We start from the raw sequence: 24,417 nt of genomic DNA, 5'->3' as shown, positions 1-24,417 counted from the left end.
GAAGCTAATATTCCGCTTAGGAATCTAACTAATAATATTAATTCCTTTTACAAATACCACTCTTAGCGTCATGCTTAGCGCTCTTGATTTTTTACTAGGAAAGCATTGATTTCATGTGGGTTTTTATTACTTTATTTGCGGCGGCATGTCAGTCTGTTCGTACGGCTCATCAAAATTCATTAGCGCATGAATCTGGCTTTTTGCATGCCACTATGTCCCGATCGCTTTATGGATTGCCACTGGTTACTTTATATCTGTTGATTTGTGCTTTTTTATTGGGATGGGTGTCGTTACCAGCAGGGTCGATTTTCTTTATTACGGCAAGTATTTGTGCGCTTGCTCAGATTTTTGCGACCTATTTAATGTTACGAGTGTTTCAATCTGGCAGCTTTGCTTTAGGTACATTGTTGGCGAAGACGGAAGCGGTGCTAGCGGCACTAATTGGTTTGCCGCTACTGAATTATGCATTGACCACCATGGCGTGGTGGGGAATCGCTTTTGGTGTTTTCGGAGCCTTGGTGATGAGTTTGAAATGGAAGAATTTAAAACAAGTTCATAAAGATTCATCATTAATGTTTGGTCTGGGTAGTGGTCTTTGTTTTGCAATTACATCAGTGATGGCGTCAATGGCAAGCCATTCATTGGAAGGTTCTATTATTACCAGTGCAGGCGTAACCTTATGGTATGTATTAGCGTTACAGTCTGTGATTTTGTGCGGCTTACAAGTGGTGAAAAGTCGTGATGTTCTGGCTCCATTTAGGAAAAATAGAGCGCTGAGTCTTAAAGTGGGTGTCTTGAGCTCTTTAGGGTCCATTGGTTGGTTTACTGGATTCGCGTTAGTAAATCCAGCTATGGTTAAAACGTTAGGTCAGCTGGAAATCTTAGGTACCTTGTATTATTCCAAATATCGATTTTCAGAAAACATAACGGCGCAGCAATGGTTTGGTGGTTCCATGATAGTGGTCAGCGTTTTATTAGTGACAGCGGCGACCATTTAATAATTTAATAAATAGCTGGCTTAATTTATATAAAAAAAAGGATTTGAAGGTAGTCTTCAAATCCTTTTTTTTGCTGTAAAACGAATGCTTTAAGCGCTGAATTCGTTACAAATATTAGTATCCCATTTCTCTTGGATGTCGTTGTAGCTGTTGCCTTGTGCTAACAAAAAATGCAGTTTGCAAAATGCGGCTTCAAGGGTCATGTCGTAACCACTTAGCACTTTTCGTTCAGACAATATGGAACCAGCGGCATAAGCGCCTTGTGATACACCGCCGTGCATGCATTGTGTCAGATTAATCACGATTTTATTGCGCAATGATGTTTGCATTAAAAAATCTAAGAAATCAGTATTTTTATCAGGTACGTTTCCTGCGCCATAGGTCATTAAAACAATGGCTTTGCAGTTATCATCATTCAGAATGCTTTGATAGATAGAAATGGGTTGGCTAGGGTGCAACATAAGTACCGCTACAGCCCCTTCTTGAAATGTAAGTGCTTTTTCAGACATAGAAAGAGTGTCTGCTGTGGGAGGTTTTTTTAGCATCCGATCGAAGTGAAGCTGCATATCGATGGCTATTTCGCCGAGTAACTCGTCATTTGGTGTCGTAAATGCTTTAAATCGACCGCTGCTGACTTTCTGTACGCGGTTGCCGCGCATTAGCTTGCCATCAAATACCAAGCTAACGTCTGTAATAGGGTGACTACACGCTAAAGACAATGCGGCTTGTAAATTGCTGGTTGCATCACTGCGATTCATCCCAAGAGGGATTTGCGACCCCGTCACTAAGACATTTTTATCACAAGCGCCCAGCATAAAAGATAATGCCGAGGTAGTGTATGCCATGGTATCAGTCCCATGTAGGATGATGAATCCTTCATAGTCTTGCCAGTGAGTTGCGAGGGTTGAGACTAACTCGGTCCAGTTGTTGGGGGTGATGTTGGCACTATCGATGAGTGGATTTAGCTCAATCACATCGAAGCTTGGCAGGTCTGCTAAGCTTGCTCCCATGGCTTGCTTGATGCGAGCTTCTAAACCGGAGGCGGGCGCCAAACCTTGCTCTGTTTGTACCATACCGATGGTGCCACCAGTATAAAGAATTAAGACTTGTGAACTCATAACTTAACCTTACTAGGCGATAACATGGATTTCGGGTCCAAAAGAATGTTCAGTTGCTCTTCCGACAAGAGATTTTCTTCGATGACTAACGATCTAACGGTGCTACCAGTATGCAGTGCTGTGTTAGCAATGCGAGAGGCATTAGCATAACCGATATGGGGAACAAGTGCGGTAATAATGCCGATACTGTTTTCTACGTGACCTGCACAAACGGCTTCGTTAGCCTCGATTCCTCGGATGCAGCGATGCTCCATCATATAGCATGCTTCTTTTAGCATTTTCAATGAATTGAGTAAATTGTAAATGATCATTGGCTCCATTGCATTTAACTGCAATTGACCCGCTTCGGCAGCGAGGGTGACGGCTAAATCAGAGGCAATGACTTGATAGGCAGTTTGGTTCATTGCTTCTGGAATAACTGGGTTCACCTTGCCAGGCATAATGGAGGAGCCAGGTTGCATTGCCGGTAGATTAATTTCACCAAGACCGGCGCGTGGTCCACTAGAAAGCAAGCGTAAGTCATTGCTCATCTTGCTGAGTTTAATCGCTAAGCGCTTTAAAATGCCTGAAAAGAACACAAATGCGCCCATATCAGACGTGGCTTCAACTAGGTTGCTGGCAGGAACTAACGGCTTTGCAGATATTATAGCGAGTTTTTCAACGACCAGCTTGGCATAGCCTTCTGTGGTATTGATGCCGGTACCAATAGCGGTACCGCCGAGGTTAACTTCACAAAGTAGGGCGCAAGCTTCGCTAATACGATCTATGTCTTCGCCTAATGTGACGGCAAAAGCATCAAATTCTTGTCCGAGTGTCATCGGCACGGCATCTTGTAATTGGGTGCGGCCCATCTTAACGATGTGTGCAAATTCTTTGGCTTTCTCTTCTAGTGCTTCTTTAAGCGAAGTTAGGCTTGGAATAAAGTTATCTGCAGCAAATTGAATGCCGAGACACGCGGCGGTTGGGTAGGCATCGTTTGTTGATTGTGAGCGATTTACGTCATCATTCGGGTGTAGGTTTTTGTAATCACCTTTTTCAAAGCCAAGTTTTCCTAAGGCCAAATTGGCGATGACTTCGTTAGCATTCATGTTGGTGGAAGTACCTGCGCCACCTTGAATAACATCAACGATAAATTGATCGTGATGATCGCCTTGTATTAAATCTTGGCAAGCAAAGACAATGGCATCGGCTTTTTCAGCAGACAGTAACTTCATTTCCTGATTGGTGCGAGCGGCGGCGGCTTTGACCATAGCAAGCGCTTTGATTAGTTCAGGGAAGTGTGAAATCGGGACGCCAGTAATTGAGAAGTTTTGTGCCGCACGCTGAGTTTGTATGCCATACAATGCATCAGCAGGAACATCCATATTGCCAAGTAAATCGTATTCTGAGCGAGTTGCCATTTTTATTATTCCTCATTACTAAATGTAAAAGCCACACCTTAATCATTAAGGTGTGGCGGTTGGATTATTTTTTAATTGCCTTAATTTCAGGCCATGCTGTTTTGTCGAGATCTAGCTCAGGAAAATTGGCTGAGTTGAACGTCGGATGTGCATGACCTGCTTTAACTTGACTGTCATAATCTTTGATAACGCTGAGTGCCTTTTTGAACAAAAGTGCTAATGCGAACAAGTTAACTAGGGCAAGTAGTCCCATGGTTAAATCGGCAAAAGAAAAGACTGTACTTAAGTCCAAAATAGCGCCCAAGCAGCATAAGCAAAGAATCAAAATACGAAAGCCATTCATTAGGTATGCGTTGCTGCTTTTTGTTAAGTAGCTCAGGCTGTTTTCACCTAGGTAGTAGTTATACAAAACAGTACTAAAACTAAATAGTAACAGAGCAATACTGACGAATATGCGTCCAGGTTCACCGATAAAAGTGGCTAAAGACGCTTGAGTTAGTGCAACGCCATCGGCGGCGCTAACGACACTTGGGTCGTATGTCGTACCCAGAAGAATAATAAGTGCGGTGCAGGTGCATAACACTATGGTGTCAATGAATACCGAGAAAGCTTGAACAACGCCTTGGTTTGCAGGGTGAGGTACATAGGCAACGGCAGCAACATTTGGAGCACTACCCAGACCCGCTTCATTAGAGAATAGACCGCGCTTGACGCCCATTAAAATGGCAGCGCCGACACCACCACCGATGGCTGGTTCTAAGCCAAATGCGCTTTTAACTATCATCATCAAGGTGTCGGGTATTGCACTAATGTTCATAGCCAGTACGACCAGTGCGATTAATAGGTAACCCACCGCCATTACTGGCACTAAAATCTCAGCCACTTTTGCAATACGCTTTACACCACCGAAGATGATTAAGCCAACAACGATCGCTAAACCGATACCGCTGTAAGAAAGTGGGATGCCAAAAGCATCTTTAAGGGAGTTGGCAACAGCGTAAGATTGTAGGGTGGTAAACGCGATACCGAAAGTGGCGAGTAATAAAACAGAATAAATGACGGCAAGCCATTTCCATTTTTTACCAAGGCCTTTTGAAATATAAAAAGCGGGTCCGCCACGGTAAGTGCCGTCTGGCTCTGCGACCTTGTATATTTGCGCCAGTGTACATTCAACAAAGCTTGTGGCCATGCCGATTAAACCCACCACCCACATCCAAAAGATAGCGCCAGGGCCACCTAGAGTGATAGCCACGGCGACACCAGCAATATTGCCACCACCAACGCGACCGGCAACAGACAAAATTAAGGCTTGAAAAGAGCTTAAATGCCCATCCGATTCGTGATGGCGCGCAGTAAGAATGGAGAACATTTTTTTAAAGTAACGGAACTGGATAAAGCCAGAAGCGAGGGTGAACCATAGACCAAGGCCGAGAAGTACAGCTATTAGGATTTTACTCCATAAGAGGTCGCTAAGAAGGGAAAGCATTAATGTGCTCCTTATAAAGGATGTATAAACTATTTTTATCTAAATACGGCGAGGGCTAATTGAACTAGAGAGGAAGCCTGATAGATAGTTTGTGACTTGTTACTATTTGGTGCAAGTTGATGCTAATAAGGAGGCAACTTACACTATTCCTAGGTTCGGCTTTGATTTGTTTTGCTTTAGAATGGCGCCTTAATTGATGGGGGTGTTGTGTTGCTAATGAACGATGATTTTAAAGATAACTTGCGCTTGTTATGCAGTTATTACAAATCGACGGCCGAAGTGTGTCGTCGCTTAGGCATTAATCGACCGCAATTTAACCGGTATTTGAGCGGTATAAACAGACCTTCTGCCAATACGATGCGTCGATTTTGTGAGTTTTTTGGGGTTGAGCACTATGAGATTGTGTTGCCCCATCACCAATTTTTACGATTAGTTCAGGTACGGCCAGCGTCGCAAATACAATCAAGAGGCGTATCCATTGAGACTGAGCATTTAACAAAGCTGAATGAGCTGGGTCAAAATGGATTAGATAAGTATCTGGGTTATTATTTTGAATATTATTTCTCGATGGCTCATCCCGGAAAAATATTACGCACTTTGATTTGTATTGAAGAGCAAGATGGAAAGACCTGTTACCAAAGAACCGAAAGGTTACAAGAAAAAGGCAGAAAAAAGCCGTTTCATAACTTATATAAAGGAATGGTGCAATTTCTTTCAGGTCGCATTTTTTTAATGGACTATGAATCATTGACGGGAGTTGAAATGACGCAAACGATTTTATTCCCTTCCTTTAAGAGTCGTGTAGATAGGTTGAATGGTTTGAGGTTGGGGGTGTCTGGTAGTGGTGAAAGGATGCCATGTTGCGCACGGGTGGTGTATGAATACCTTGGGCCACGCGTAGACCGACATAATGCACTTAAGCTTTGTGGCTTATATAGTAGAGACAGTGAGGAGATTGATTTAGGAATTCGTCAGGCTATTGATAACCAAATGGCGCCCGACGAATGGCATTTTCGAGCGCGTTTTTAGTCAATCTTTAGAAAGGCAGGAGGTGATTAGGCTTGGGTATCGTCAATCACTTCTGTTGTATCGTTGTTTTCTTCATTATTTTCAAGAGCGGCACTTTCGGCTTCCATCTTTGCTCTATCCGCTTTAGAAATATATTTAGCTTTGGCTTTCTTCGGATTGACCTTTAGATTGGCTTGTTTCATGCGCTTATCGTAAATGTCTTTAATTTTTTTGCGGCGATTCATAGTGCTAGTTCCTAATGCATGATTATTGAACATTCCATTAAGGAACGAAAAAAAAAGCCCTGATCAATGATCAGGGCTTTTAATGTTGGTACCAGTAGGCGGACTCGAACCGCCACACCCGAAGGCAACGGATTTTGAATCCGTCGTGTCTACCAATTCCACCACACTGGCCTTGAAAAAGGTGAGGCGTATTCTATAGGAATTTTCAGGGCTGTCAACAGTGTGTTGAAGTATTTTTTACTATGTTTCAGGTATTTTATTACAGTCGTACCTTTTCGTATGAAAATTCGATAAAATGCTGGGTCTTTTTTTTTAGGTCGTTTTCTTTATCATGCGAGTTTCTGATTACCATTTTGACTTACCAGAAAAACTAATTGCTACTTATCCGATGCCGGATAGGACGGCGAGCCGATTGTTGCACCTTGATGGACCAAGTGGTGAGTTGGGGCATTTGCAGTTTCCTGATATTTTAGATTTGGTTCGCCCTGGCGATCTGATGGTCTTTAATAATACGCGTGTTATTCCCGCGCGAGTATTTGGTCAGAAAGAATCCGGTGGCAAGATCGAAATCTTGATTGAGCGAATCGTTGATGAGAAAGAAGCCTTGGCTCATATTCGAGCAAGTAAGGCGCCGAAACCAGGTAATAAGTTAATTCTTGGGCAAGATAAAGGTGAGGCAATCGAAGCAACGATGGTAGACCGATCTGGTCCCTTGTTTCGAGTGTTGTTTAAAGAGCCGGTGTTGGATGTATTGGCGAGGATTGGTCATATGCCATTGCCGCCTTATATTGAACGTCCAGATGAAGACAGTGATCAAGAGCGTTACCAAACAGTCTATAACGAAAAGCCAGGTGCGGTTGCCGCGCCAACCGCAGGGTTGCATTTCGATGATGCATTGTTGGAAAAGCTTAAGGCGAAAGGTGTTGAGACAGCCTTTGTAACTTTGCATGTGGGTGCTGGGACGTTTCAACCGGTGAAAGTGGATGATGTAAAAGATCATATCATGCACGCTGAGTATGTTGAGGTAGAAGAAAGCGTTGTTGAGCAAGTGAAAGCAGCGAAAGCACGAGGCGGTCGGGTTATTGCAGTCGGTACGACAAGCGTACGCAGCTTGGAATCGGCCAGCCAAACGGGCGAGTTGAAAGCGATGAAAGATGATACTAGCATTTTCATCTACCCAGGTTATGAGTTCAAAACAGTGGATTGCATGGTGACGAATTTTCACCTTCCAGAATCAACACTGATTATGTTGATTAGTGCGTTTGCTGGTTACGATCATGTTATGGCGGCTTATCAGTCTGCTGTTGAAAATGAATATCGTTTTTTTAGTTATGGCGATGCCATGTTTATTACGCGAAATGAGCAGGCTTTAGGCCCGCAGAGTGAGGAATAAGACGTATGTCAGATAAGCGTCCAGAGTGTTTCATGGACTTTGACCTTCACACAACATCAGGAAAGGCGCGTCGAGCGACGCTGACTTTTCCTCGAGGTAAAGTGGAAACCCCTGCTTTTATGCCAGTGGGTACTTACGGTACTGTTAAGGGAATGTTGACTAAAGATATTGAAGAGATTGGTGCCGATATTATTTTGGGCAACACGTTTCATCTTTGGTTGCGTCCTGGTACGGATGTCGTTAAAGCTCACGGCGATTTGCATGACTTTACCCAATGGAAAAAACCCATTTTAACGGATTCCGGTGGATTTCAGGTTTTCTCTCTTGGGGAAATGCGCAAAATCACTGAAGAAGGGGTGAGCTTTCGTTCACCTATTAATGGTTCCAAAGTTTTCTTAAGTCCTGAGATTTCTATGCAGGTGCAAAAAGACTTGGGTTCTGACATTGTGATGATTTTTGACGAATGTACGCCATACCCAGCGACGCCAGAGCGTGCGGCTGATTCCATGCGCATGAGTTTGCGTTGGGCAAAACGTTCGAAAAAAGAGCATGGCGATAGTCCATCAGCGCTATTCGGCATCATTCAAGGTAGTATGTACGAGAATCTTCGCGATGAATCGTTAGAAGGCTTGGTAGATATTGGCTTTGACGGTTATGCTATTGGCGGTTTGTCAGTGGGTGAGCCAAAAGACGAAATGATGAAGGTGCTGGATTATGTTACTCCTAAAATGCCGCAGGATAAGCCGCGTTATTTGATGGGAGTGGGTAAGCCTGAAGATCTCGTTGAAGGAGTGCGTCGTGGTATCGATATGTTCGATTGCGTGATGCCTACTCGTAATGCTCGTAATGGTCATTTATTTACTTCTGATGGTGTTGTTCGTATTCGTAATGCATCAAATCGTCACGATACGGGCCCATTAGACAAAGAATGTGATTGTTACACTTGTAAAAACTTTTCTCGGTCTTATCTACATCATTTGGACAAGTGTCGAGAAATGGTTGGTGCTCAATTGAATACCATTCATAACTTAAGGTATTACCAAACTCTCATGGCGGGATTGCGTCAAGCTCTTGATGAAGGTAAATTTGACGCCTTTGTTGATGAGTTTTATGCGAAACGTGGCTTAGAAACGCCGCCTTTGAGTGAATAATAATCAATTTATAAGGTCGGCTCTTAATAAAGAGTTGATCACAGTTTCATAAACCATTGGAGAGTTTAACAACATGATCTCATTGATCTCATCCGCTTACGCGGCAGATGGCGCCCCAGCCAGTGCAGGTATTTTTAATCTAGTGTTGCTTGCAGGCTTCGTCGTTATTTTTTATTTTCTTATGTGGCGCCCTCAAGCAAAACGTACGAAAGCCCATAAAAACCTAATTTCTTCTTTGGCAAAAGGCACTGAAGTCATTACTGGTGGCGGTATCTTGGGCAAAGTGACTAAAGTTGATGACAATTATGTGTCGCTAGAAGTCTCTGAAGGAATTGAGATGAAATTCCAAAAGTCTTCTGTAGCCGCAGTGCTACCGAAGGGTACATTGAAATCCATCTAACCTTTCTAGAAAAGCGCCTTTATTAGGCGCTTTTCTTATTCTACTCAGTCTTAATTTTTAGGTGTAAGGGATTTCTCATGCTTAACAAGTACCCCTTGTGGAAGTATCTTCTAATTCTTCTTGTATTGGCGTTAGGGGTTATCTACGCCGTACCCAACTTATATCCGGATGATCCGGCGTTGCAAATATCCACTCAACGTGCAACGACAGTCGTTGATGAAGCCGCATTAGATAAGGCAAAAAAGGCGCTTTCTGACGCCCATATAAATTTGAAAAAAGCAGAGCTGACCTCTGCTGGCGGTACCTTGCGTTTCAATAACGGTGAGGACCAATTAGCGGCTAAACCAGTTGTTTCTGCTGCGTTAGGTGATGGTTATGTAACAGCATTGAACCTAGTTCCAACGACGCCACATTGGTTGGCTTCTATTGGAGCAGGTCCTGCTAAACTTGGCTTGGACTTGCGTGGTGGTGTTCATTTCTTACTTCAGGTTGATATGCCTGCAGCGCTGAAACAAAAATTAGAAATTGCTTCAAGTGAAATGAAAGCGGACCTACGCAAAGAGTTGATTCGCTATCGTAGTGTTTCCATTAATGATGGTGTCTTGTCTATTCGCTTCTTGCAAAAAGCCGATCAAACAGCGGCTCAAAGTTTGTTGAAAGATAAGTTTGATCAATATGTATACACTGAGCGTGAAGCGAACGGCAGTTACTATATCGATGCGGCCTATACTGAAGCTGCTCGTAAAGCGATAGAGTCTTATGCCATTCAACAAAACTTAACCACGTTACGTAACCGCGTAAATGAGTTAGGGGTGGCTGAGCCATTGGTTCAGCGTCAAGGCAGTAACCGTATCGTTGTGGAGCTTCCAGGGGTTCAAGATACTGCGGCAGCCAAACGTATTATTGGTGCAACTGCAAACTTAGAGTTTCACCTTGAAGCAGGCTTAGATGCGAAAGGGTCAGATGTTGAAACGTTAGCCTTCCGTAATGGCAGTGGTCGTACGGCTCGCTTGGATCGTGACATTATAGTAACGGGCGATAACGTTTCTGACGCCTCTTCGTCTTTCGATCAAAATGGTAATGCTCAAGTAAACATCAGTTTAGATTCTGCTGGTGGTAAGAAAATGGCGCGTGTGACACGTGCGGCTGTCGGTCGTAATATGGCAGTGGTTTTCATCGAGCATAAATCGCGTAATATTTTTGTCGAGAAAGATGGCAAGAAAGTCCCAGTGCGTAAGTCTTACAGCACTAAAAGCATTATTTCTTTAGCCACCATACAAACCACTTTAGGTAATTCATTTCGCATTACTGGTCTTGATAGTCCACGTGAATCGTCTGAATTGGCTTTATTGCTTCGTGCTGGTGCCTTGGCGGCGCCGATCTACTTTGTAGAAGAGCGTACAATCGGGCCGAGTTTAGGTGCGGAAAATATCCATCTTGGGATAGTCTCTGCAGAAATCGGTTTGCTTGTGGTCATGTTGTTTATGTTTGCCTATTACCGATTGTTTGGTTTGTTTGCGAACGTTTCCTTAGCCTTAAACGTGGTGCTGCTGCTTGCATGTATGTCTATCTTAGGGGCAACGTTAACGCTTCCTGGTATAGCGGGTATCGTGCTTACCATGGGGATGGCGGTGGATGCCAACGTGCTTATATTCTCAAGGATCAAGGAGGAGCTGGCCGCTGGGATGCCGAGTCATCAGGCAATCCATTCAGGTTTTAATCGAGCGTTTACGACGATTATTGATGCGAATATTACAACCTTGTTGGTTGCTGTTATTTTGTTTGCTGTTGGTACGGGCTCAGTGAAAGGTTTCGCTGTTACCTTGTCTCTCGGTATTCTTACGTCCATGTTTACGGCAATTGTAGTGACTCGCGCACAGATCAATTTAGTCTATGGCGGACGTGCTAATAAGAAACTTTATATTTAAGGAGAAAGCCATGAAAGTGACAAAAATTCCATTTATGGCGATGCGTAAAATCGTAGCTCTGTTCTCGATTACGCTGGTCCTTATTTCTATTGCTTCTTTAGCCACAAAAGGTATTAAGTTCGGCTTGGACTTTACGGGCGGTACGTTAATTGAAGTGTCCTATCAACAGGCACCTAAGTTAGACGAAGTTCGTGGCTTGCTTGATAAGGGTGGCTACAGCGATGTTGTAGTACAAAACTTTGGTTCGCCGACCGATATTGTTGTGCGCATGGCAAATACTTATACGCCTGAACTGGGTGGCGAAGTATTAACGACACTGGAAGATGGTGGTCGTGTTGCTGTCTCTTTGAAACGCTCTGAGTTTGTCGGGGCGCAAGTTGGACAGGAACTACGTGAGCAGGGCGGTTTAGGTATGCTGCTGGCTTTGCTTATTGTCATGGTATACGTCGCCATCAGATTCCAGTTTAAGTTTTCTGTCGCTTCAGTCATCGCCTTGGTTCACGATGTTACCATTACATTGGGCTTTTTCTCATTGTTTGGTTATGAGTTTGATTTAACGGTTTTGGCGGCAATTCTTGCGCTTATTGGTTACTCATTGAACGACACTATTGTGGTGTGTGACCGAATTCGAGAGAACTTTCGAATTTTGCGGGACATCAAGCCTTATGACCTGATTAACTTATCTATTAATCAGACGTTAGGGCGTACTATTATTACGTCATTAACTACCTTATTTTCTTTGGTGGTACTGTTCTTTTATGGTGGTGAATCGATCCATAATTTCTCAATGGCGCTGTTGTTCGGGATTATCATTGGTACTTATTCGTCCATCTTCGTAGCAGCCAACTTGCTATTGACGATGAATGTTACCCGTGAAGATCTGATACCTACTCCTAAAGAGAAGTTAGAAGACGAAATGCCATAACGGAAAGTCATTCGTTTGGTTTTAAATGAAAAAAGCCTGCTATTGAAGCAGGCTTTTTTTATGTTTGTTTAAAGGTCTTAGTATGATCCGTTAAGGGTTTACGGGTGGCTGATAGTGCCGAATGCCATTCCCATTTTTGTTGGGGTTTCTGCTTGTAGGGTTTCTTCCCAATTAATGGCATTTTTACCGAATAAAACGATGGCGGTTGAGCCCAGTTTGAATCGACCCATCTCTTCACCTTTCTTTATTTCTATGTTGTTAAGGGTGTTGTAATCCCAGGTGACTACATTTTTGTTGAAAGGTGTCACTTGGCCAGCCCAAACGGTTTCTATGCTGGCAACGATCATGGCACCTACTAGGATAACGGCCATTGGGCCAGCTTCTGTATCAAATAAACAGACAGTACGTTCGTTACGAGCAAAGACGCTGGGAATCTGCTCAGCAGTTACTTTGTTAACCGAAAATAATTTACCAGGAATGTGAATCATCTTGGTTAGCTTACCAGTCAGTGGCATGTGCACGCGATGGTAGTCTTTTGGTGATAAATAGACTGTAGCAAAAGAGCCGCCAAGAAATTGATCAGACAAGGACGCGTCGCCGCCCAGTAAGCTGGTTAAGCTGTAGTGGTGGCCTTTCGCTTGCAGAATGGTTCCGTGCTCAATCGCGCCAAGTTGGCTTATGGCGCCATCTGCTGGACAGACAATGTCGTTATCACTGATAGGGCGAAGTTCAGAGCGGATTGCGCGAGTGAAAAAGTCATTAAAATTGCGGTACGACAGCGGATCATTGTTGACTGCCTCAGACATATCGACCTGATATTTTTTAACAAATTGACTGATGAAGGTGTTTTTAATCCAAGTCGTTTCGCATTCAGCAATTTTCCCTATCGCTCTAGATAAGGTTTTTTGTGGTGTTATTTGTTGCGCGAACGCAAAAAGTTGATCTTTGGTCACAATTATTTCCTAGTATTAATGTTATTTTTTAAGAGAGTGGCTAATTAGCATCACAACCTTTTTTAGATCTGAATAATCTTTTTCAGTAAATTCTTTTGACGTGGTTAGCCAAAATATACAGGTTTCGGTCTCTGATACTTGTGTGGACGCGAGTATTAAATGGCCATTTTGATCAATCAGATTGTCTGCTCTAAAGGGGAGTTCATTAACTAATTCGGCTAGGGTTGCTCCTTGGCAATGAATGGCTGAGCGTTTTCGTATCATTTTTTTGAAAAGTGGTGATGATGAGTTCCACATTACACTCTTGATAACGCTCACATTCTGCCCGAATTGCATAATTGGCGTGATGTTATTGTCTTCGTGCTTTAATAACATTGCCTGTTGAGCATTGGGTATGCCCAGTTTAATGGTTTTAATGGCGAGATTCAGCTTTTCTTTTGTTTTGAGCGCGGGGTTTGTTAACTGTTTTTTAAGTTTATCAAAAACAGAGGTTGGTGCGTTAGTTGGTGTTTTTGATGCTTGTTCGGTTAGGTAAAGTGTTGGGGATAGCAGCTGACAGGCAAGTGGTACTTTTGCTGTATTGATATACAATGTTGCGGCTTCTGCGCTACCTAAGTGTGCGTTTTGTATGGCTTTTCCTAGGTAGTCATGGGTTACTGTCGCAATGATTCGATAGTAAAAGTGCAGCGTACTACCTTGCCAGCCATGCAATGCTGCCTCTTGGGTAAGTTTGTTCGCGCAATAAACAAAAATGAGTGGGCTATTAATGAGTATCGTCAGTCGCTTGTCTTCTGTGAATCCTGGAAGCTCATCGGGTGTGTGACTTAAGCGAGCCAGTGTTTTTAGTTCTTCTGTATTGGGAATGTGCTTATTTAAAAAAGACTCGATAATCGCTCTAGGTGCATTCCAGTGCTTGCACATGTGGACGGTTATTTCGTCAATGCGACAACCCAGTACGCTCACTTCAGCTTGTGCAGCACTTTCTCCGCAAAGGAGCTTTTTTTGCAGACGATCCATAGTAGGGTAAGCGAAAAACCACATTAGCCAGCGAGGAGTGTTTCTGAAAAAAGTTAGCCAGAACACTTCTTCATTAGCCATGTTTTTATCAGCAGACCAGCGATTCGCAATGCCAGCGGCTTCGTAGCTTGTTTGTATTTCGCGTAAGAAGGCATTGTGAGCAGGGTTGTCTTTAGCATGTTTGTAAGGTGTAAGCTTTGCAAGGCTGCTTGCAATTCCGCTCATGCCAAGCATAGAGCCTGCGTGGTAGGGGTTTTTTATTTCGCCACGCTTGTTTGGAGTGATTTCATTGGCTTGGTTTAATAGTGCAAAAGCAACAAGGGGTTCAGTTTTAATTTTAGTTTGTAAGTTTTCAATGGTAGCATCAGGGTGCGCTATATGTTTCTTTAAGTTCGCTAAGTGTCCTGCATTAACAGGAAACTTATGCTCTTTTAGAAAATGTAGCCATTTTTTTAGGCCGTATGGTGACTTATCTTTCATAGGTTGCTGCATTGCGCTCTAAAATACTTGATTTCATTAATCATACTGTATATTCATTACAGAGCATACTTTGTCATATTAAGGAAAAAATATGTTTGCGCTAGCGGGCATGCTGATTGTTATTATCAGCGTTGTAAGTGGGTACCTTGCGTCACACGGTAATATGGCTATTTTATGGCAGCCATTCGAGGTTCTCATTATCTGTGGTGCCGCTTTAGGTGCATTTATGATGGCAAACCCCTTTTCTTTGCAGAAAAAAGTGCTCTCTATGGCGCCTCAAGTTGTGATGGGGAGTCGTCATAATAAGGTTTTTTACCTTCAGCTTTTAGGGTTGGTTTATTCATTGTTTCAAAAAAGCCGTCAGGATGGTTTTTTGGCGATTGAAGATGATATTGAATCGCCTTTTACCAGTGAATTATTTGCGCGCTTTCCTGATGTGTTAAGGGATCATGAGGTTGTAAATTTTTTAACTGACAACTATCGTATTTTTACTCTGACTGGGCTGCCTGCTTACGAGCTTGAAGCCATTATGGATTCGGAGATTGAACAAATTGCAGAAGAGTTAATTGCGCCAAGTCATGCTGTGAATCGTGTGGCAGAGGCATTGCCAGGTTTTGGTATTGTGGCTGCGGTGCTAGGCATTGTAATTACCATGGGGTCTATTGGTGGCCCGATGACAGAAATAGGTAATCATGTTGCGGCAGCATTGGTTGGTACCTTTTTGGGTATTTTCTTTGCTTATGGTTTTATTGGCCCAGCTTCGGCGCATTTAGAAAACTTAGGAACCCATGAGTTAAAAGCGTATTTGTGCATTAAATCTTGTTTGATTTCCGTTGTTTCTGGGTACGCTCCACCGGTTGCGGCAGAAACAGGTCGTAAGTTGTTGCCGCCAGAAATGAGACCCAGCTTTATTGAGCTGTCTGATGAATTGAAGCAATACCGATGATCTTGTTGTTGATTGATATGGAATATTATTTATGGCAGTAGGTTCTGACAACATCATTATCCGTAGGGTTAAAAAAGTCAAAAAAGGTGGCCCTCATGGTGGTGCTTGGAAAATTGCTTTAGCTGATTTTGCGTTGGCTATGATGGCGTTTTTTTTGGTGTTGTGGGTTATTAATGTCTCTTCTCCTCAAGAGTTGGCCAGTATCCAAGGTTATTTTAATGATCCGCTTGGCCAATCCTCAGCAGGGTATAGTGCGAAACCAATAGATTTAGGTGGCAGTCCGGCGAAAAGTACAGAAAGAAAGTTGGATCTTGATCTTCCTGATCCTGGTAGTACGCCTGAAATCAATAATCAAAAAGAAAAAGCCAAGGATGACGGTCAAAAAGAATTGCAAGAAATGAATAAGACTCTGCAGTCCGATTTGAAAAAAATGAATCTGAGTAATTCATTGATGGATAGTATTCGCATTGAAATTACCCCTCAAGGTGTTCGAGTGACTTTGCTTGATAATCCTGATAAGCCCATGTTTGAGCGAGGTAGTGCGCAATTCGTACCAGATTTTGAGAATACCTTGCTTAGTATGGCGCCCATTTTTGCCAATGTAAGCAATCCAATTACTATTACAGGTCATACGGACTCAGTGAAGTTTGATGGTAAAGGCTTGGATAATTGGGATTTGTCTTCACGCCGTGCTAATGCGGCGAGAAAAATTCTCGAAGAAGGTGGTGTGAAAGATAGGCGAATTGCCCAGGTTATTGGCTTGTCTGATACGGTGCCCTACAATCGAGTGGACCCAAATAGTGCTGAGAATCGACGAATTAGCATTACCTTGTTAACGGATTCTGCTTATAAAAAGTTGTTAGAAAGAAATAATCTGAATTATGGTCCAGTCACAAAGCAATCAGATTTGAATCTCTCTCCTGAGTCTGTGTTCTAGTTGTTTGATTTTTATCAGGCCGCAGAAGTAATAACGCCATCTAAAAGATGGCGTTATTGTCTCGAATAGACTGTTTAATTCGGAGGTAGCTTTGGAAGCGATGTTGTTCTATTTCACCTTTCTCAAGAGCCTCTAAAATAGCGCAGCCAGGCTCTTTTTCGTGAGCGCAATCTCTAAATCGGCAGTAGCCAATGTGCGGGCGAAACTCAATAAAGCCATTTAATAGTTCATCCTCTGAAATGTGCCACAAGCCAAATTCTCGGATGCCGGGAGAGTCAATAAGATCGCCCCCCTTAGGCATATGGAATAAACGTGCGGCTGTCGTAGTATGAACTCCTTTTTTTCTTTTCTGTGATAATTCCCCAACGGTGATGTCTACGCCGGGAAGTAATGTGCTAATCAGTGATGATTTACCGACGCCAGATTGACCAACAAAAACACTGGTTTTGTTTTGCATGAACTCGTAAAGAGAATCCATGCCTGCTTGGTTGGATATGGATGTACGAATAATTTGGTAGCCGAGCTTTTCGTAGGTGCTCATTAAAGAATCGAGCCCAGGCTTATTGGTCTCGTTGATCAGATCGCTTTTGTTGAGCAAGATCACCGGAGGAATGCCCACTGTTTCAGCAGCCACTAAATAGCGATCAATCAGATTGGCGTGCGCTTCTGGCTCCACGGCGATAACGATAACGATATGGTCTATATTGGCGGCAACTGGTTTAAGTCGGCCGTGCATGTCGGGTCGTGAAAGTGAGGTGGTTCGAGGTGTTGTGGCAACAACAATGCCGCCCTCGTTTTGTTTTGGTCGCCAGATCACCTTATCACCGGTGACCAGTTGGCCAAGGTTAGCGCGCAGATTACAGCGGGTAGCAACGCCAATAAAAGGTTCTTGGGTCCCTTCCACTTCTACCTGAGTACCAAAATGTGACAGAATAATTCCGCTTGTTTCAGGGCCTAAGTCAGAAGACTGGAGCACTTCTTCAGCTCGATCGTCACGTTTTTGTGTTCGTTCAACGCGTTCTTTGTGAATTCTTTCAATTCGCCACGTTTGTTGTTTCGTTAGTTTTCGCTTCGACATTAGTTTAGGCTAGCCATATAGTAAGACGCATAGAGTATAATGCTTAGCATTGATAATAAAGGATTTGGGTGAAGATGAGCTTTAGTAATGAAAATTTAGTCTGGATTGATCTAGAAATGACCGGATTAGATCCTGAGAAAGAAACCATTATCGAGATTGCTACTGTCGTAACGGATAAGGATCTAAATATTTTGGCAAAAGGGCCTAATCTTGTTGTTCATCAAGATAAAGCCACTATGGATGCAATGGATGAATGGTGCACGCAGCATCATGGCGCATCTGGTTTAACGGCACGAGTGTTATCATCACAGATTAGTATGGAGCAAGCTGAAGCAGAAACCATTGCATTTTTAGAGCAATACTTGCCTGCTGGTGCTTCGCCTATTTGTGGTAATAGTGTGGGTCAAGATCGTCGTTTTTTGTACCAATACATGCCAAAGCTTGAGGCGTTTTTTCATTATCGTTATATCGATGTGAGTACTATCAAAGAGTTGGCTAGACGTTGGAAACCTGAAGCTTTAGAGGGGTTCTCTAAAACTGGAGCGCATTTAGCATTGGACGATATTATGGAGTCCATCGCGGAGCTGCAGCATTATCGAAAAACTATGTTTGACTTGGCATAGTTGACTTAGTGGTTTAAGTGGCCCGTTTTATTTTGATGTTAAAAAAGCACGCTTAACTGGCGTGCTTTTTTTATAGAACCACCAATAAGCCACTCCAGGTGAGTTTTAATCCTGTTAGAAATAAAAATGTGAACATGCATTTGAAAAATAGATCGGAAGATAGTTTGTAGTGCAGCCAAGCGCCAGTGTGTACGCCTAAATAAGCGAGTGGTGTAAAGCACAGGGACAATAAAATGGTTTCTGTATGAAAGTCTCCTAAGAGAGTGTACGGAATAAGTTTGACATAATTAATGGCGGCAAATATAACGGCGGCTGTTGCAACGTAGCGTGTTTTGTCTAACTTTGCCCTTAAAAGATAGACGCTCATTGGCGGCCCTCCAGCATGGGCCATAAAGCTAGTAAAACCACCCAGTGTGCACCAAAATTTTGACGCCAGTGCCCCTAATGGTGCTAGGTCTTTTTTTCGATTTTTTCTTGGCCAAGAATTGATAGAAAAGCCAATGGCAATAATGCCAACGAGTATTTTCAACCAGTCTTCAGAAAACCAAGTAGCTGTTAAGCCGCCTATGATAACGCCTATAATAGCTGGCGGGATGCATTGTATTAGTTGTGTGGTATCCCATTTTTTCCAGAATTTTTGTACGGTGAACAGGTCCATAATACATAGAATAGGCAGCATGATCGCGGCGGCTTGCATGGGTGATGTTTTTAGCGAAATGAGTGGCACGGCAATGATGCCAAAAGCGCCAGAAAATCCGCCTTTAGAAATGCCGGTAATAATAACGGCAATAGAAATGAGTAAGATAAGTAGCCAGTCCATAGATAACCTTAGTGATGTTGATAGGAGAAAAAGATGACTAAGCGCATTGAAAGTTTTTCTGTTCAGCCAGCATTTGACGTAGCAGGTATTAGGCAAATAGAGACCGCTCTGTTTGACGCAGAAGGTGACAGTTTTTCTGTTATGCAGCGTGCGGCAAATGCATTGTTTAAACATATTTCTACAAACAAACATATTGCCACAAAATCATCAAATTCCCAGCGTTTTATCGTTATTGTTGGAGGTGGTAATAATGGTGGGGACGGCCTCGTTTTGGCTCTATTGCTGACACAGGCGGGTATGAATGTGGTGGTGTTGGATTGCGCGCAAGGCGAACGAAAGGGTGATGCGCTTAAAGCCTATGAGGCTGCTCGTGCAGGTAATGTGCTGATTGAACCATTTGACGCAATGCGCGAGTTTACTCATGGCGTTGTTGTTGATGGTGTTCTCGGTATTGGAGCACGTTTACCCATTACTGGACCTGTTTTGTCTGTGGTTCGCTGGATTAACAGCGCGAAAGAAATGGGGGCGTATGTTGTCGCCATAGACATATCAACGGGCATTGATTCGGATACTGGTTATGCAGAAGAGTGTGTTTATGCGGACCTAACCGTCTCTATGGTGCAGAGAAAGCTGGGGCACTATTTGGGGGCGGGTGCAATCGCGTCTGGTCGCCTGATTAATGAGGCTTTAGGATCCAATTCTCTGTTATCCAAGTTGCCGCTTTCTGGGGCATTGTTTGGTCAGTCGTTGCATGGTCAGTCACAATCCAAAGTGCATTGGTTTGATAGTCATCAGTTGGCGCAAAATACACCATGCCCTCGTTATCCGGATGGGCACAAAGGTCGTTACGGGCATGTTGCGGTATTTGGTGGTGATCATGGTTATGGTGGAGCCGCTATTATGGCGAGTGAAGCGGCCTCTAAGTCTGGAGCGGGAACGGTTGCCTTGGTAACTCGCGGTGAGCACCTTGCTGCTGCGTTGGCTAGAAATCCCAATGTAATGACATTTGATTCGGCTAATGATAGGGCGATGGGGTTGGTTATTCGAAAAAACACCGTGGTTGTGCTGGGGCCGGGGTTGGGTCGTGATCTGTGGGGGCGCAAGGTTTTCCAAGAGGTAATCGATTTAGCCTTGCCGGTTGTGCTAGATGCGGATGGTCTTTTTTGGTTGTCTCAAGATTCGAGTGTTTGTTTGCCTGAGGGTTCTATTATTACGCCGCATATTGGTGAGGCGTCTCGCTTGTTAGGTTGGAGCGTTGATGAAATAAATCGATCGCTTATAAAAGCGAGTATTACTCTGGCTAAAAAGTACCATTGTGTTGCTATTTTAAAAGGGGTGACTTCCGTAGTGGCAAATTCTATGGGGACTGTTTATATTACTGGAAAATCAGAGCCGGTTTTGTCAAAAGGAGGTTCTGGTGATGTACTTAGTGGCTTGGTAGGTGCGGCATTGGCTTATTATAAAACACCCTTAGAAGCGGCTTTAATTGCAGCGGCTTGGCACAATTATGCGGCTGGTGAAATGGCTAAAGACCTTGGTGAGCGCCGAGGGCAGCCTTATGAGTTATTGGATTATTTAGAATGAATGCCCCCAAATTGATTGAGGAATAGAAGGTTAATGTTATTTGAAAAAAATGTTTACGGCGAAGAATCGATGGAGTCACTTGGTGCCAGTCTAGCTAATGCCTTGAAAGGCGGAGCAGTCGTCTATCTAGAAGGTGATCTGGGCATGGGGAAAACGACGATAGTACGAGGCATTTTACGTGGTTTAGGCTATGAGGGGCCAGTAAAGAGTCCAACGTATACGATAGTAGAGCCCTATGATTTTGTTGGTCTAGAAGTATTTCATTTTGACCTGTATCGCGTTACTAATGCTGAAGAGCTGGAATATATGGGCATTCGGGATTACTTTTCAGCGGCAGGTTTATGTCTGATTGAATGGGCAGAGATGGGGGTGGGGGTTTTACCTGAAGCGGATGTGGTGGTTTCTTTAGCGCTGCTTCCTCAAGGTCGTAAGGTATCCATAACCAGTAATACGGAAAGGGGAAATAGTGCGTTAGGTTTGATTGCAGCCAGTTAAGTTTTGCTGCTTTGTTATTCTCTTTGCTCTGACTAAGATTGAGATCCACTTAGTCTGCAGTTATAGTGTGTCTCATATACTAGCTAGCTGTCTGATATGCATAATAAATTTCGTTCTTGTTTGTTTGTTTTTGTTAATCTGTTTTTGTTGTTTGTTTGTTTCAATGCATCGGCAGCAGAGGTGCGTGATATTCGGGTTGCCCAACAAAATGGCGTAACTCGTTTGGTTTTTGAGTTATCTGCTACGTCAGATTATCGACTTTTTCCATTGTCTAATCCTGATCGTATTGTGCTTGATATTAGTAAAGCGCACCTGAGTGAAAGTGTTGTAAATGGATTGTCGGCCGTGTCTTCGGGTGTGTTGATGAGGGTTCGTTACGCGCGCCGCAATGATGGTGTGCGGTTCGTTCTTGATCTCTCTCAGTACGCTAAAGCGAAAAGTACTCTATTGCCGGCTAATGGCACCTATGGTCCGCGTATTTTAGTTGAGCTTGAATATGGTGCTCAACAAACGACTAAAGTTGTCAAAAGCCTAGCGAGTATTTCCAAAGAAAAGAGAGACATTGTTATCGTCATCGACCCAGGTCACGGCGGTAAAGACCCTGGAGCGTTAGGTAAATACCATGTTCGAGAGAAAGATGTGGTGCTTTCGATTGGTAAAGAGTTGGCGCGACGCATTAATAGTGTAGAAGGGTTTAAAGCGGTGCTGACTCGCTCAACTGATGTTTTTTTAAAGTTACGTGACCGTTCGAAAGTGGCGCGAGAGGCGAATGCTGATCTCATGGTGTCTATTCATGCAGATTCTTTTACTAGGGCCAGTGCCCGAGGCGCTTCTGTTTGGGCGCTTTCTTTAAGTGGTAAGAGCTCCGAAATGGGACGTTGGTTGGCGAAGCAAGAAAACTCAGCCGATTTGGTTGGTGGTATTTCCCTTGATGATAAAGATCAGTTGCTGGCAGAGGTCTTGTTGGACATGTCGATGAACTCTACCATTCAGATGAGTTTAAATGTTGGGAAAAGTGTTTTGGGTGATTTAGAAGGCGTGGCTAAGCTGCATAAAAGCACGGTTCAGCAAGCGGGTTTTGTTGTGTTAAAATCGCCAGATATACCTTCTATTCTTATCGAAACAGGTTTTGTATCTAATGGAACAGAAGCTAAAAATTTATCGAGCAGGACATATCGTTATAAACTAGCGGCGGCTGTTTCGCGTGGCATAGTAGATTATTTTACAAAAAACGCCCCGAAAGGCAGTTTAATTGCCTGGCAGCAGCAGCGTCATGCCGGTTATGAATATACGGTTACCAAAGGCGATACCTTATCTGAAATTGCTCGACGGAATAAAGTGTCTCTTGATGCATTAAGAGGTGCCAATTCGATTAAAAACGACGTAATTTGGGTTGGTCAAAAGCTCCTCATTCCTGCAAGTTAATTTTTCTATGGGTCTACCATTGTGTATGGCCCTTTTCTACATAAAAGGCAGTTCATGCAAAGAATTAATCTTTTATCTCCTCGTTTAGCTAACCAAATTGCCGCCGGTGAGGTGGTCGAACGTCCTGCCTCTGTGGTTAAGGAATTACTTGAAAATAGCTTAGATGCGGGAGCGACTCAACTAGACATTGATGTTGAGCAGGGCGGTGTGCGACGCATCAAAATTCGTGATAATGGTATGGGGATATTAAAAGAAGATCTCTCATTAGCATTAAGTCGGCATGCAACCAGTAAAATTGTGACATTAGACGATTTAGAAGCGGTGCGCACACTGGGGTTTCGTGGAGAGGCCTTAGCAAGTATTAGTTCTGTGTCTCGTTTGCACTTAACATCGCAGGCTGAAGGTGAAACAGAGGCGTGGCGAGTGGAAACCGAAGGGAAGGATATGAGCACCACCATGCGTCCAGCTTCCCATCCACAGGGCACCACCATTGATGTTTGCGATTTGTTTTTTAATACACCCGCTCGGCGTAAGTTTTTGCGCACGGAAAAAACTGAATTCAATCACCTTGAAGAGGTGGTGAAGCGTCTGGCGTTAAGTCGTTATGATACGGGTTTTCGACTAAGTCATAATGGTAAGCAAATATATGATCTGCGCCCAGTTACCGATCAATTGCATGCTGAGCATCGGCTTGCCAGTTTGTTGGGCAAAAAATTTATTGAAAATGCACTGACTATTGATGTGGAGGCGGCAGGTCTTCGTTTGTGGGGGTGGATTGGTTTACCTACATTTTCACGATCACAAGCGGATCTCCAGTATTTCTTTGTTAATGGGCGTGTGGTTAAGGATAAATTAGTTGTGCATGCGGTCAGGCAGGCTTATCGAGATGTGTTGTATAACGGCCGTCATCCAACCTTTGTTTTGTATTTAGAGTTAGATCCTGCAACGGTTGACGTAAATGTTCACCCAACAAAGCATGAAGTTCGCTTTCGTGATGGACGATTGGTTCACGATTTCTTGTTCAGTCGTATTCACAAAGCGATTGCAGATGTTCGTCCTGAGTCAGAAGGTGAAGGTGCGAGTGACGCGGGTTTGAATGCTTCGGCTGGAGTCGTGTCTCAAGAATCTACCATCACTGAGCAGTCTGCTTTGCCACTGGCAAATCGCAGTGCCACAAGTTATGACTGGATGGCATCATCGCAAAAACGAGTAGATTCAGGGCAGGTATCAGGTCAGCTTGAAGGTATGCGTCGTTTGTCCGGTTATGCTGACGACTACGCCTCAGCGGCTAGCAATGAAGTGGTTGACCCTGAAACTGGGGAGATTATTCAAAAGAAAGCGCTACAAAGGGAGGCGCCATCATCGAATGGATTGGCCTCCGCATCTGTTTTTTCTCAAGGTGTAAGAGACGAGTATCAAACGGTGCCGCCATTAGGTTTTGCAGTGGCTCAGTTACATGGTGTTTATATTCTATCTGAAAGTGAAAATGGTTTGATTCTGGTGGATATGCATGCCGCTCATGAGCGTATTGTTTATGAGCGAATGAAAACGTCGTTTTATGAGAAAAATATCGCTACTCAGCCATTATTGGTGCCAATTAATGTGTCTGTATCGCAAAGTGAAGCGGATTTAGTCGAAGAAAACGATGAGGCGTTTTCAGCCTTTGGTTTTAAGGTAGAGAGAACTGGACTTGAAAGTGTCATGGTTCGAGAAGTGCCTGTGATCCTGATTAAAGCAGACACTGAGAATCTTGTGCGAGACGTAATCAGTGACTTGTCTGCTAATGGCGTGTCGGATCTATTAGAGGCTAGAGCGAATGAGTTAATGGCGACCATGTCTTGTCATGGTGCCGTCAGGGCGAATCGCAAATTGACGATTGCTGAAATGAATAGTTTGTTGCGTGATATGGAAATTACCGAGCGCAGTGGTCAATGTAATCATGGACGGCCGACTTGGACTCAAATGACAATGTCTGATCTTGATAAATTATTTTTACGAGGGCGCTAA

Annotated in this window: 22 protein-coding genes and 1 tRNA gene; 14 read left to right on the top strand and 9 right to left on the bottom strand. The window is 43.5% G+C overall.

What is annotated here, in order from left to right:
- Positions 1-113: 113 nt before the first annotated feature.
- Complete coding sequence (locus tag V6259_RS03425) at positions 114-998, top strand: DMT family transporter (RefSeq protein WP_341583311.1); 885 nt, start codon at positions 114-116, stop codon at positions 996-998.
- Between the two features lie 89 nt (positions 999-1,087).
- Here V6259_RS03425 and V6259_RS03420 read toward each other — a convergent pair whose 3' ends face one another.
- The 3 genes from V6259_RS03420 to V6259_RS03410 all read right to left on the bottom strand — a co-directional run bounded on the left by V6259_RS03420 (position 1,088) and on the right by V6259_RS03410 (position 5,002).
- Positions 1,088-2,116, bottom strand: coding sequence for an asparaginase (locus tag V6259_RS03420; RefSeq protein WP_341583310.1), 1,029 nt, complete (start codon positions 2,114-2,116; stop codon positions 1,088-1,090).
- Complete coding sequence (locus tag V6259_RS03415) at positions 2,113-3,516, bottom strand: aspartate ammonia-lyase (protein ID WP_133011085.1); 1,404 nt, start codon at positions 3,514-3,516, stop codon at positions 2,113-2,115. The genes V6259_RS03420 and V6259_RS03415 overlap by 4 nt, the downstream gene beginning before the upstream one ends.
- A 64-nt stretch (positions 3,517-3,580) precedes the next feature.
- Positions 3,581-5,002, bottom strand: a complete 1,422-nt coding sequence (locus tag V6259_RS03410; protein ID WP_341583309.1) for an alanine/glycine:cation symporter family protein — start codon at positions 5,000-5,002, stop codon at positions 3,581-3,583.
- Positions 5,003-5,218: 216 nt separating this feature from the next.
- Between V6259_RS03410 and V6259_RS03405 the strand changes: the two genes are divergently transcribed.
- A complete protein-coding gene (locus V6259_RS03405; RefSeq protein ID WP_133011087.1) occupies positions 5,219-6,031 on the top strand; it encodes a helix-turn-helix domain-containing protein in 813 nt (270 codons plus the stop codon).
- A gap of 26 nt (positions 6,032-6,057) precedes the next feature.
- Here the strand turns inward: V6259_RS03405 and V6259_RS03400 are convergent, their stop codons facing one another.
- The gene (locus tag V6259_RS03400; protein WP_341583308.1) at positions 6,058-6,255 is read right to left on the bottom strand and encodes a DUF2986 domain-containing protein; all 198 of its coding nucleotides are present in this window, start codon (positions 6,253-6,255) and stop codon (positions 6,058-6,060) included.
- A gap of 86 nt (positions 6,256-6,341) precedes the next feature.
- Positions 6,342-6,426, bottom strand: a tRNA-Leu gene (locus tag V6259_RS03395).
- Positions 6,427-6,586: 160 nt separating this feature from the next.
- Here V6259_RS03395 and queA point away from each other — a divergent pair.
- The 5 genes from queA to secF all read left to right on the top strand — a co-directional run bounded on the left by queA (position 6,587) and on the right by secF (position 12,052).
- Positions 6,587-7,648, top strand: coding sequence for a tRNA preQ1(34) S-adenosylmethionine ribosyltransferase-isomerase QueA (gene queA / locus V6259_RS03390; RefSeq protein ID WP_133011089.1), 1,062 nt, complete (start codon positions 6,587-6,589; stop codon positions 7,646-7,648).
- Positions 7,649-7,680: 32 nt separating this feature from the next.
- The gene (tgt, locus tag V6259_RS03385; protein WP_207923203.1) at positions 7,681-8,799 is read left to right on the top strand and encodes a tRNA guanosine(34) transglycosylase Tgt; all 1,119 of its coding nucleotides are present in this window, start codon (positions 7,681-7,683) and stop codon (positions 8,797-8,799) included.
- Positions 8,800-8,872: 73 nt separating this feature from the next.
- The gene (gene yajC / locus V6259_RS03380) at positions 8,873-9,199 is read left to right on the top strand and encodes a preprotein translocase subunit YajC (protein WP_133011091.1); all 327 of its coding nucleotides are present in this window, start codon (positions 8,873-8,875) and stop codon (positions 9,197-9,199) included.
- A gap of 77 nt (positions 9,200-9,276) precedes the next feature.
- Positions 9,277-11,127 (top strand): protein translocase subunit SecD, encoded by a 1,851-nt coding sequence (gene secD, locus V6259_RS03375; RefSeq protein WP_341583307.1) that lies wholly within the window; start codon positions 9,277-9,279, stop codon positions 11,125-11,127.
- Positions 11,128-11,137: 10 nt separating this feature from the next.
- Positions 11,138-12,052 carry a protein translocase subunit SecF gene (gene secF / locus V6259_RS03370; RefSeq protein ID WP_341583306.1) on the top strand — a complete coding sequence of 305 codons (915 nt, stop codon included), beginning with the start codon at positions 11,138-11,140 and terminating at the stop codon, positions 12,050-12,052.
- A gap of 98 nt (positions 12,053-12,150) precedes the next feature.
- On the opposite strand, the gene asd is transcribed toward secF, so the two are convergent.
- Both asd and V6259_RS03360 read right to left on the bottom strand, forming a co-directional pair.
- Positions 12,151-13,005, bottom strand: coding sequence for an archaetidylserine decarboxylase (asd, locus tag V6259_RS03365; RefSeq protein ID WP_341583305.1), 855 nt, complete (start codon positions 13,003-13,005; stop codon positions 12,151-12,153).
- A 21-nt stretch (positions 13,006-13,026) separates the two neighbouring features.
- Entirely contained in the window at positions 13,027-14,502 is a 1,476-nt protein-coding gene (locus V6259_RS03360; RefSeq protein WP_341583304.1) for an HDOD domain-containing protein, read from the bottom strand.
- 91 nt (positions 14,503-14,593) lie between these two features.
- Here V6259_RS03360 and motA point away from each other — a divergent pair, with 91 nt between their 5' ends.
- Positions 14,594-15,448, top strand: coding sequence for a flagellar motor stator protein MotA (gene motA / locus V6259_RS03355; protein ID WP_133011096.1), 855 nt, complete (start codon positions 14,594-14,596; stop codon positions 15,446-15,448).
- A 31-nt stretch (positions 15,449-15,479) separates the two neighbouring features.
- A complete protein-coding gene (locus tag V6259_RS03350; protein WP_341583303.1) occupies positions 15,480-16,385 on the top strand; it encodes a flagellar motor protein MotB in 906 nt (301 codons plus the stop codon).
- Positions 16,386-16,425: 40 nt separating this feature from the next.
- Here V6259_RS03350 and rsgA read toward each other — a convergent pair whose 3' ends face one another.
- Positions 16,426-17,463: a small ribosomal subunit biogenesis GTPase RsgA gene (rsgA, locus tag V6259_RS03345; protein ID WP_133011098.1), complete on the bottom strand. Its 1,038-nt coding sequence runs from the start codon at positions 17,461-17,463 to the stop codon at positions 16,426-16,428.
- A gap of 74 nt (positions 17,464-17,537) precedes the next feature.
- Between rsgA and orn the strand changes: the two genes are divergently transcribed.
- A complete protein-coding gene (gene orn, locus V6259_RS03340; RefSeq protein WP_133011099.1) occupies positions 17,538-18,086 on the top strand; it encodes an oligoribonuclease in 549 nt (182 codons plus the stop codon).
- Positions 18,087-18,156: 70 nt separating this feature from the next.
- Here orn and V6259_RS03335 read toward each other — a convergent pair whose 3' ends face one another.
- Positions 18,157-18,906, bottom strand: coding sequence for a sulfite exporter TauE/SafE family protein (locus tag V6259_RS03335; RefSeq protein ID WP_341583302.1), 750 nt, complete (start codon positions 18,904-18,906; stop codon positions 18,157-18,159).
- A gap of 33 nt (positions 18,907-18,939) precedes the next feature.
- On the opposite strand from V6259_RS03335, the gene V6259_RS03330 reads away from it, so the two are divergent.
- The 4 genes from V6259_RS03330 (at position 18,940) to mutL (ending at position 24,417) form a co-directional block, all read left to right on the top strand.
- Entirely contained in the window at positions 18,940-20,490 is a 1,551-nt protein-coding gene (locus tag V6259_RS03330; RefSeq protein WP_341583301.1) for an NAD(P)H-hydrate dehydratase, read from the top strand.
- Positions 20,491-20,523: 33 nt separating this feature from the next.
- Positions 20,524-20,985, top strand: a complete 462-nt coding sequence (tsaE, locus tag V6259_RS03325; RefSeq protein ID WP_341583300.1) for a tRNA (adenosine(37)-N6)-threonylcarbamoyltransferase complex ATPase subunit type 1 TsaE — start codon at positions 20,524-20,526, stop codon at positions 20,983-20,985.
- A gap of 96 nt (positions 20,986-21,081) precedes the next feature.
- The gene (locus tag V6259_RS03320) at positions 21,082-22,410 is read left to right on the top strand and encodes an N-acetylmuramoyl-L-alanine amidase (RefSeq protein WP_133011103.1); all 1,329 of its coding nucleotides are present in this window, start codon (positions 21,082-21,084) and stop codon (positions 22,408-22,410) included.
- 54 nt (positions 22,411-22,464) lie between these two features.
- The gene (mutL, locus tag V6259_RS03315) at positions 22,465-24,417 is read left to right on the top strand and encodes a DNA mismatch repair endonuclease MutL (RefSeq protein WP_341583299.1); all 1,953 of its coding nucleotides are present in this window, start codon (positions 22,465-22,467) and stop codon (positions 24,415-24,417) included.

Source organism: Marinomonas sp. TI.3.20, assembly GCF_038155025.1.
Classification (GTDB): domain Bacteria; phylum Pseudomonadota; class Gammaproteobacteria; order Pseudomonadales; family Marinomonadaceae; genus Marinomonas; species Marinomonas flavescens.
This window is presented reverse-complemented; position numbering and strand designations above follow the sequence as displayed.

Coding starts and splice junctions, on each gene's coding strand:
- tsaE (WP_341583300.1), top strand. CDS start 20,524: ATGTTATTTGAAAAAAATGTTTACGGCGAAGAATCGATGGAGTCACTT.
- secF (WP_341583306.1), top strand. CDS start 11,138: ATGAAAGTGACAAAAATTCCATTTATGGCGATGCGTAAAATCGTAGCT.
- V6259_RS03350 (WP_341583303.1), top strand. CDS start 15,480: ATGGCAGTAGGTTCTGACAACATCATTATCCGTAGGGTTAAAAAAGTC.
- yajC (WP_133011091.1), top strand. CDS start 8,873: ATGATCTCATTGATCTCATCCGCTTACGCGGCAGATGGCGCCCCAGCC.
- V6259_RS03320 (WP_133011103.1), top strand. CDS start 21,082: ATGCATAATAAATTTCGTTCTTGTTTGTTTGTTTTTGTTAATCTGTTT.
- V6259_RS03405 (WP_133011087.1), top strand. CDS start 5,219: ATGAACGATGATTTTAAAGATAACTTGCGCTTGTTATGCAGTTATTAC.
- secD (WP_341583307.1), top strand. CDS start 9,277: ATGCTTAACAAGTACCCCTTGTGGAAGTATCTTCTAATTCTTCTTGTA.
- V6259_RS03425 (WP_341583311.1), top strand. CDS start 114: ATGTGGGTTTTTATTACTTTATTTGCGGCGGCATGTCAGTCTGTTCGT.
- motA (WP_133011096.1), top strand. CDS start 14,594: ATGTTTGCGCTAGCGGGCATGCTGATTGTTATTATCAGCGTTGTAAGT.
- V6259_RS03335 (WP_341583302.1), bottom strand. CDS start 18,906: ATGGACTGGCTACTTATCTTACTCATTTCTATTGCCGTTATTATTACC.
- V6259_RS03410 (WP_341583309.1), bottom strand. CDS start 5,002: ATGCTTTCCCTTCTTAGCGACCTCTTATGGAGTAAAATCCTAATAGCT.
- orn (WP_133011099.1), top strand. CDS start 17,538: ATGAGCTTTAGTAATGAAAATTTAGTCTGGATTGATCTAGAAATGACC.
- V6259_RS03400 (WP_341583308.1), bottom strand. CDS start 6,255: ATGAATCGCCGCAAAAAAATTAAAGACATTTACGATAAGCGCATGAAA.
- queA (WP_133011089.1), top strand. CDS start 6,587: ATGCGAGTTTCTGATTACCATTTTGACTTACCAGAAAAACTAATTGCT.
- tgt (WP_207923203.1), top strand. CDS start 7,681: ATGGACTTTGACCTTCACACAACATCAGGAAAGGCGCGTCGAGCGACG.
- V6259_RS03360 (WP_341583304.1), bottom strand. CDS start 14,502: ATGAAAGATAAGTCACCATACGGCCTAAAAAAATGGCTACATTTTCTA.
- mutL (WP_341583299.1), top strand. CDS start 22,465: ATGCAAAGAATTAATCTTTTATCTCCTCGTTTAGCTAACCAAATTGCC.
- V6259_RS03420 (WP_341583310.1), bottom strand. CDS start 2,116: ATGAGTTCACAAGTCTTAATTCTTTATACTGGTGGCACCATCGGTATG.
- V6259_RS03415 (WP_133011085.1), bottom strand. CDS start 3,516: ATGGCAACTCGCTCAGAATACGATTTACTTGGCAATATGGATGTTCCT.
- V6259_RS03330 (WP_341583301.1), top strand. CDS start 18,940: ATGACTAAGCGCATTGAAAGTTTTTCTGTTCAGCCAGCATTTGACGTA.
- rsgA (WP_133011098.1), bottom strand. CDS start 17,463: ATGTCGAAGCGAAAACTAACGAAACAACAAACGTGGCGAATTGAAAGA.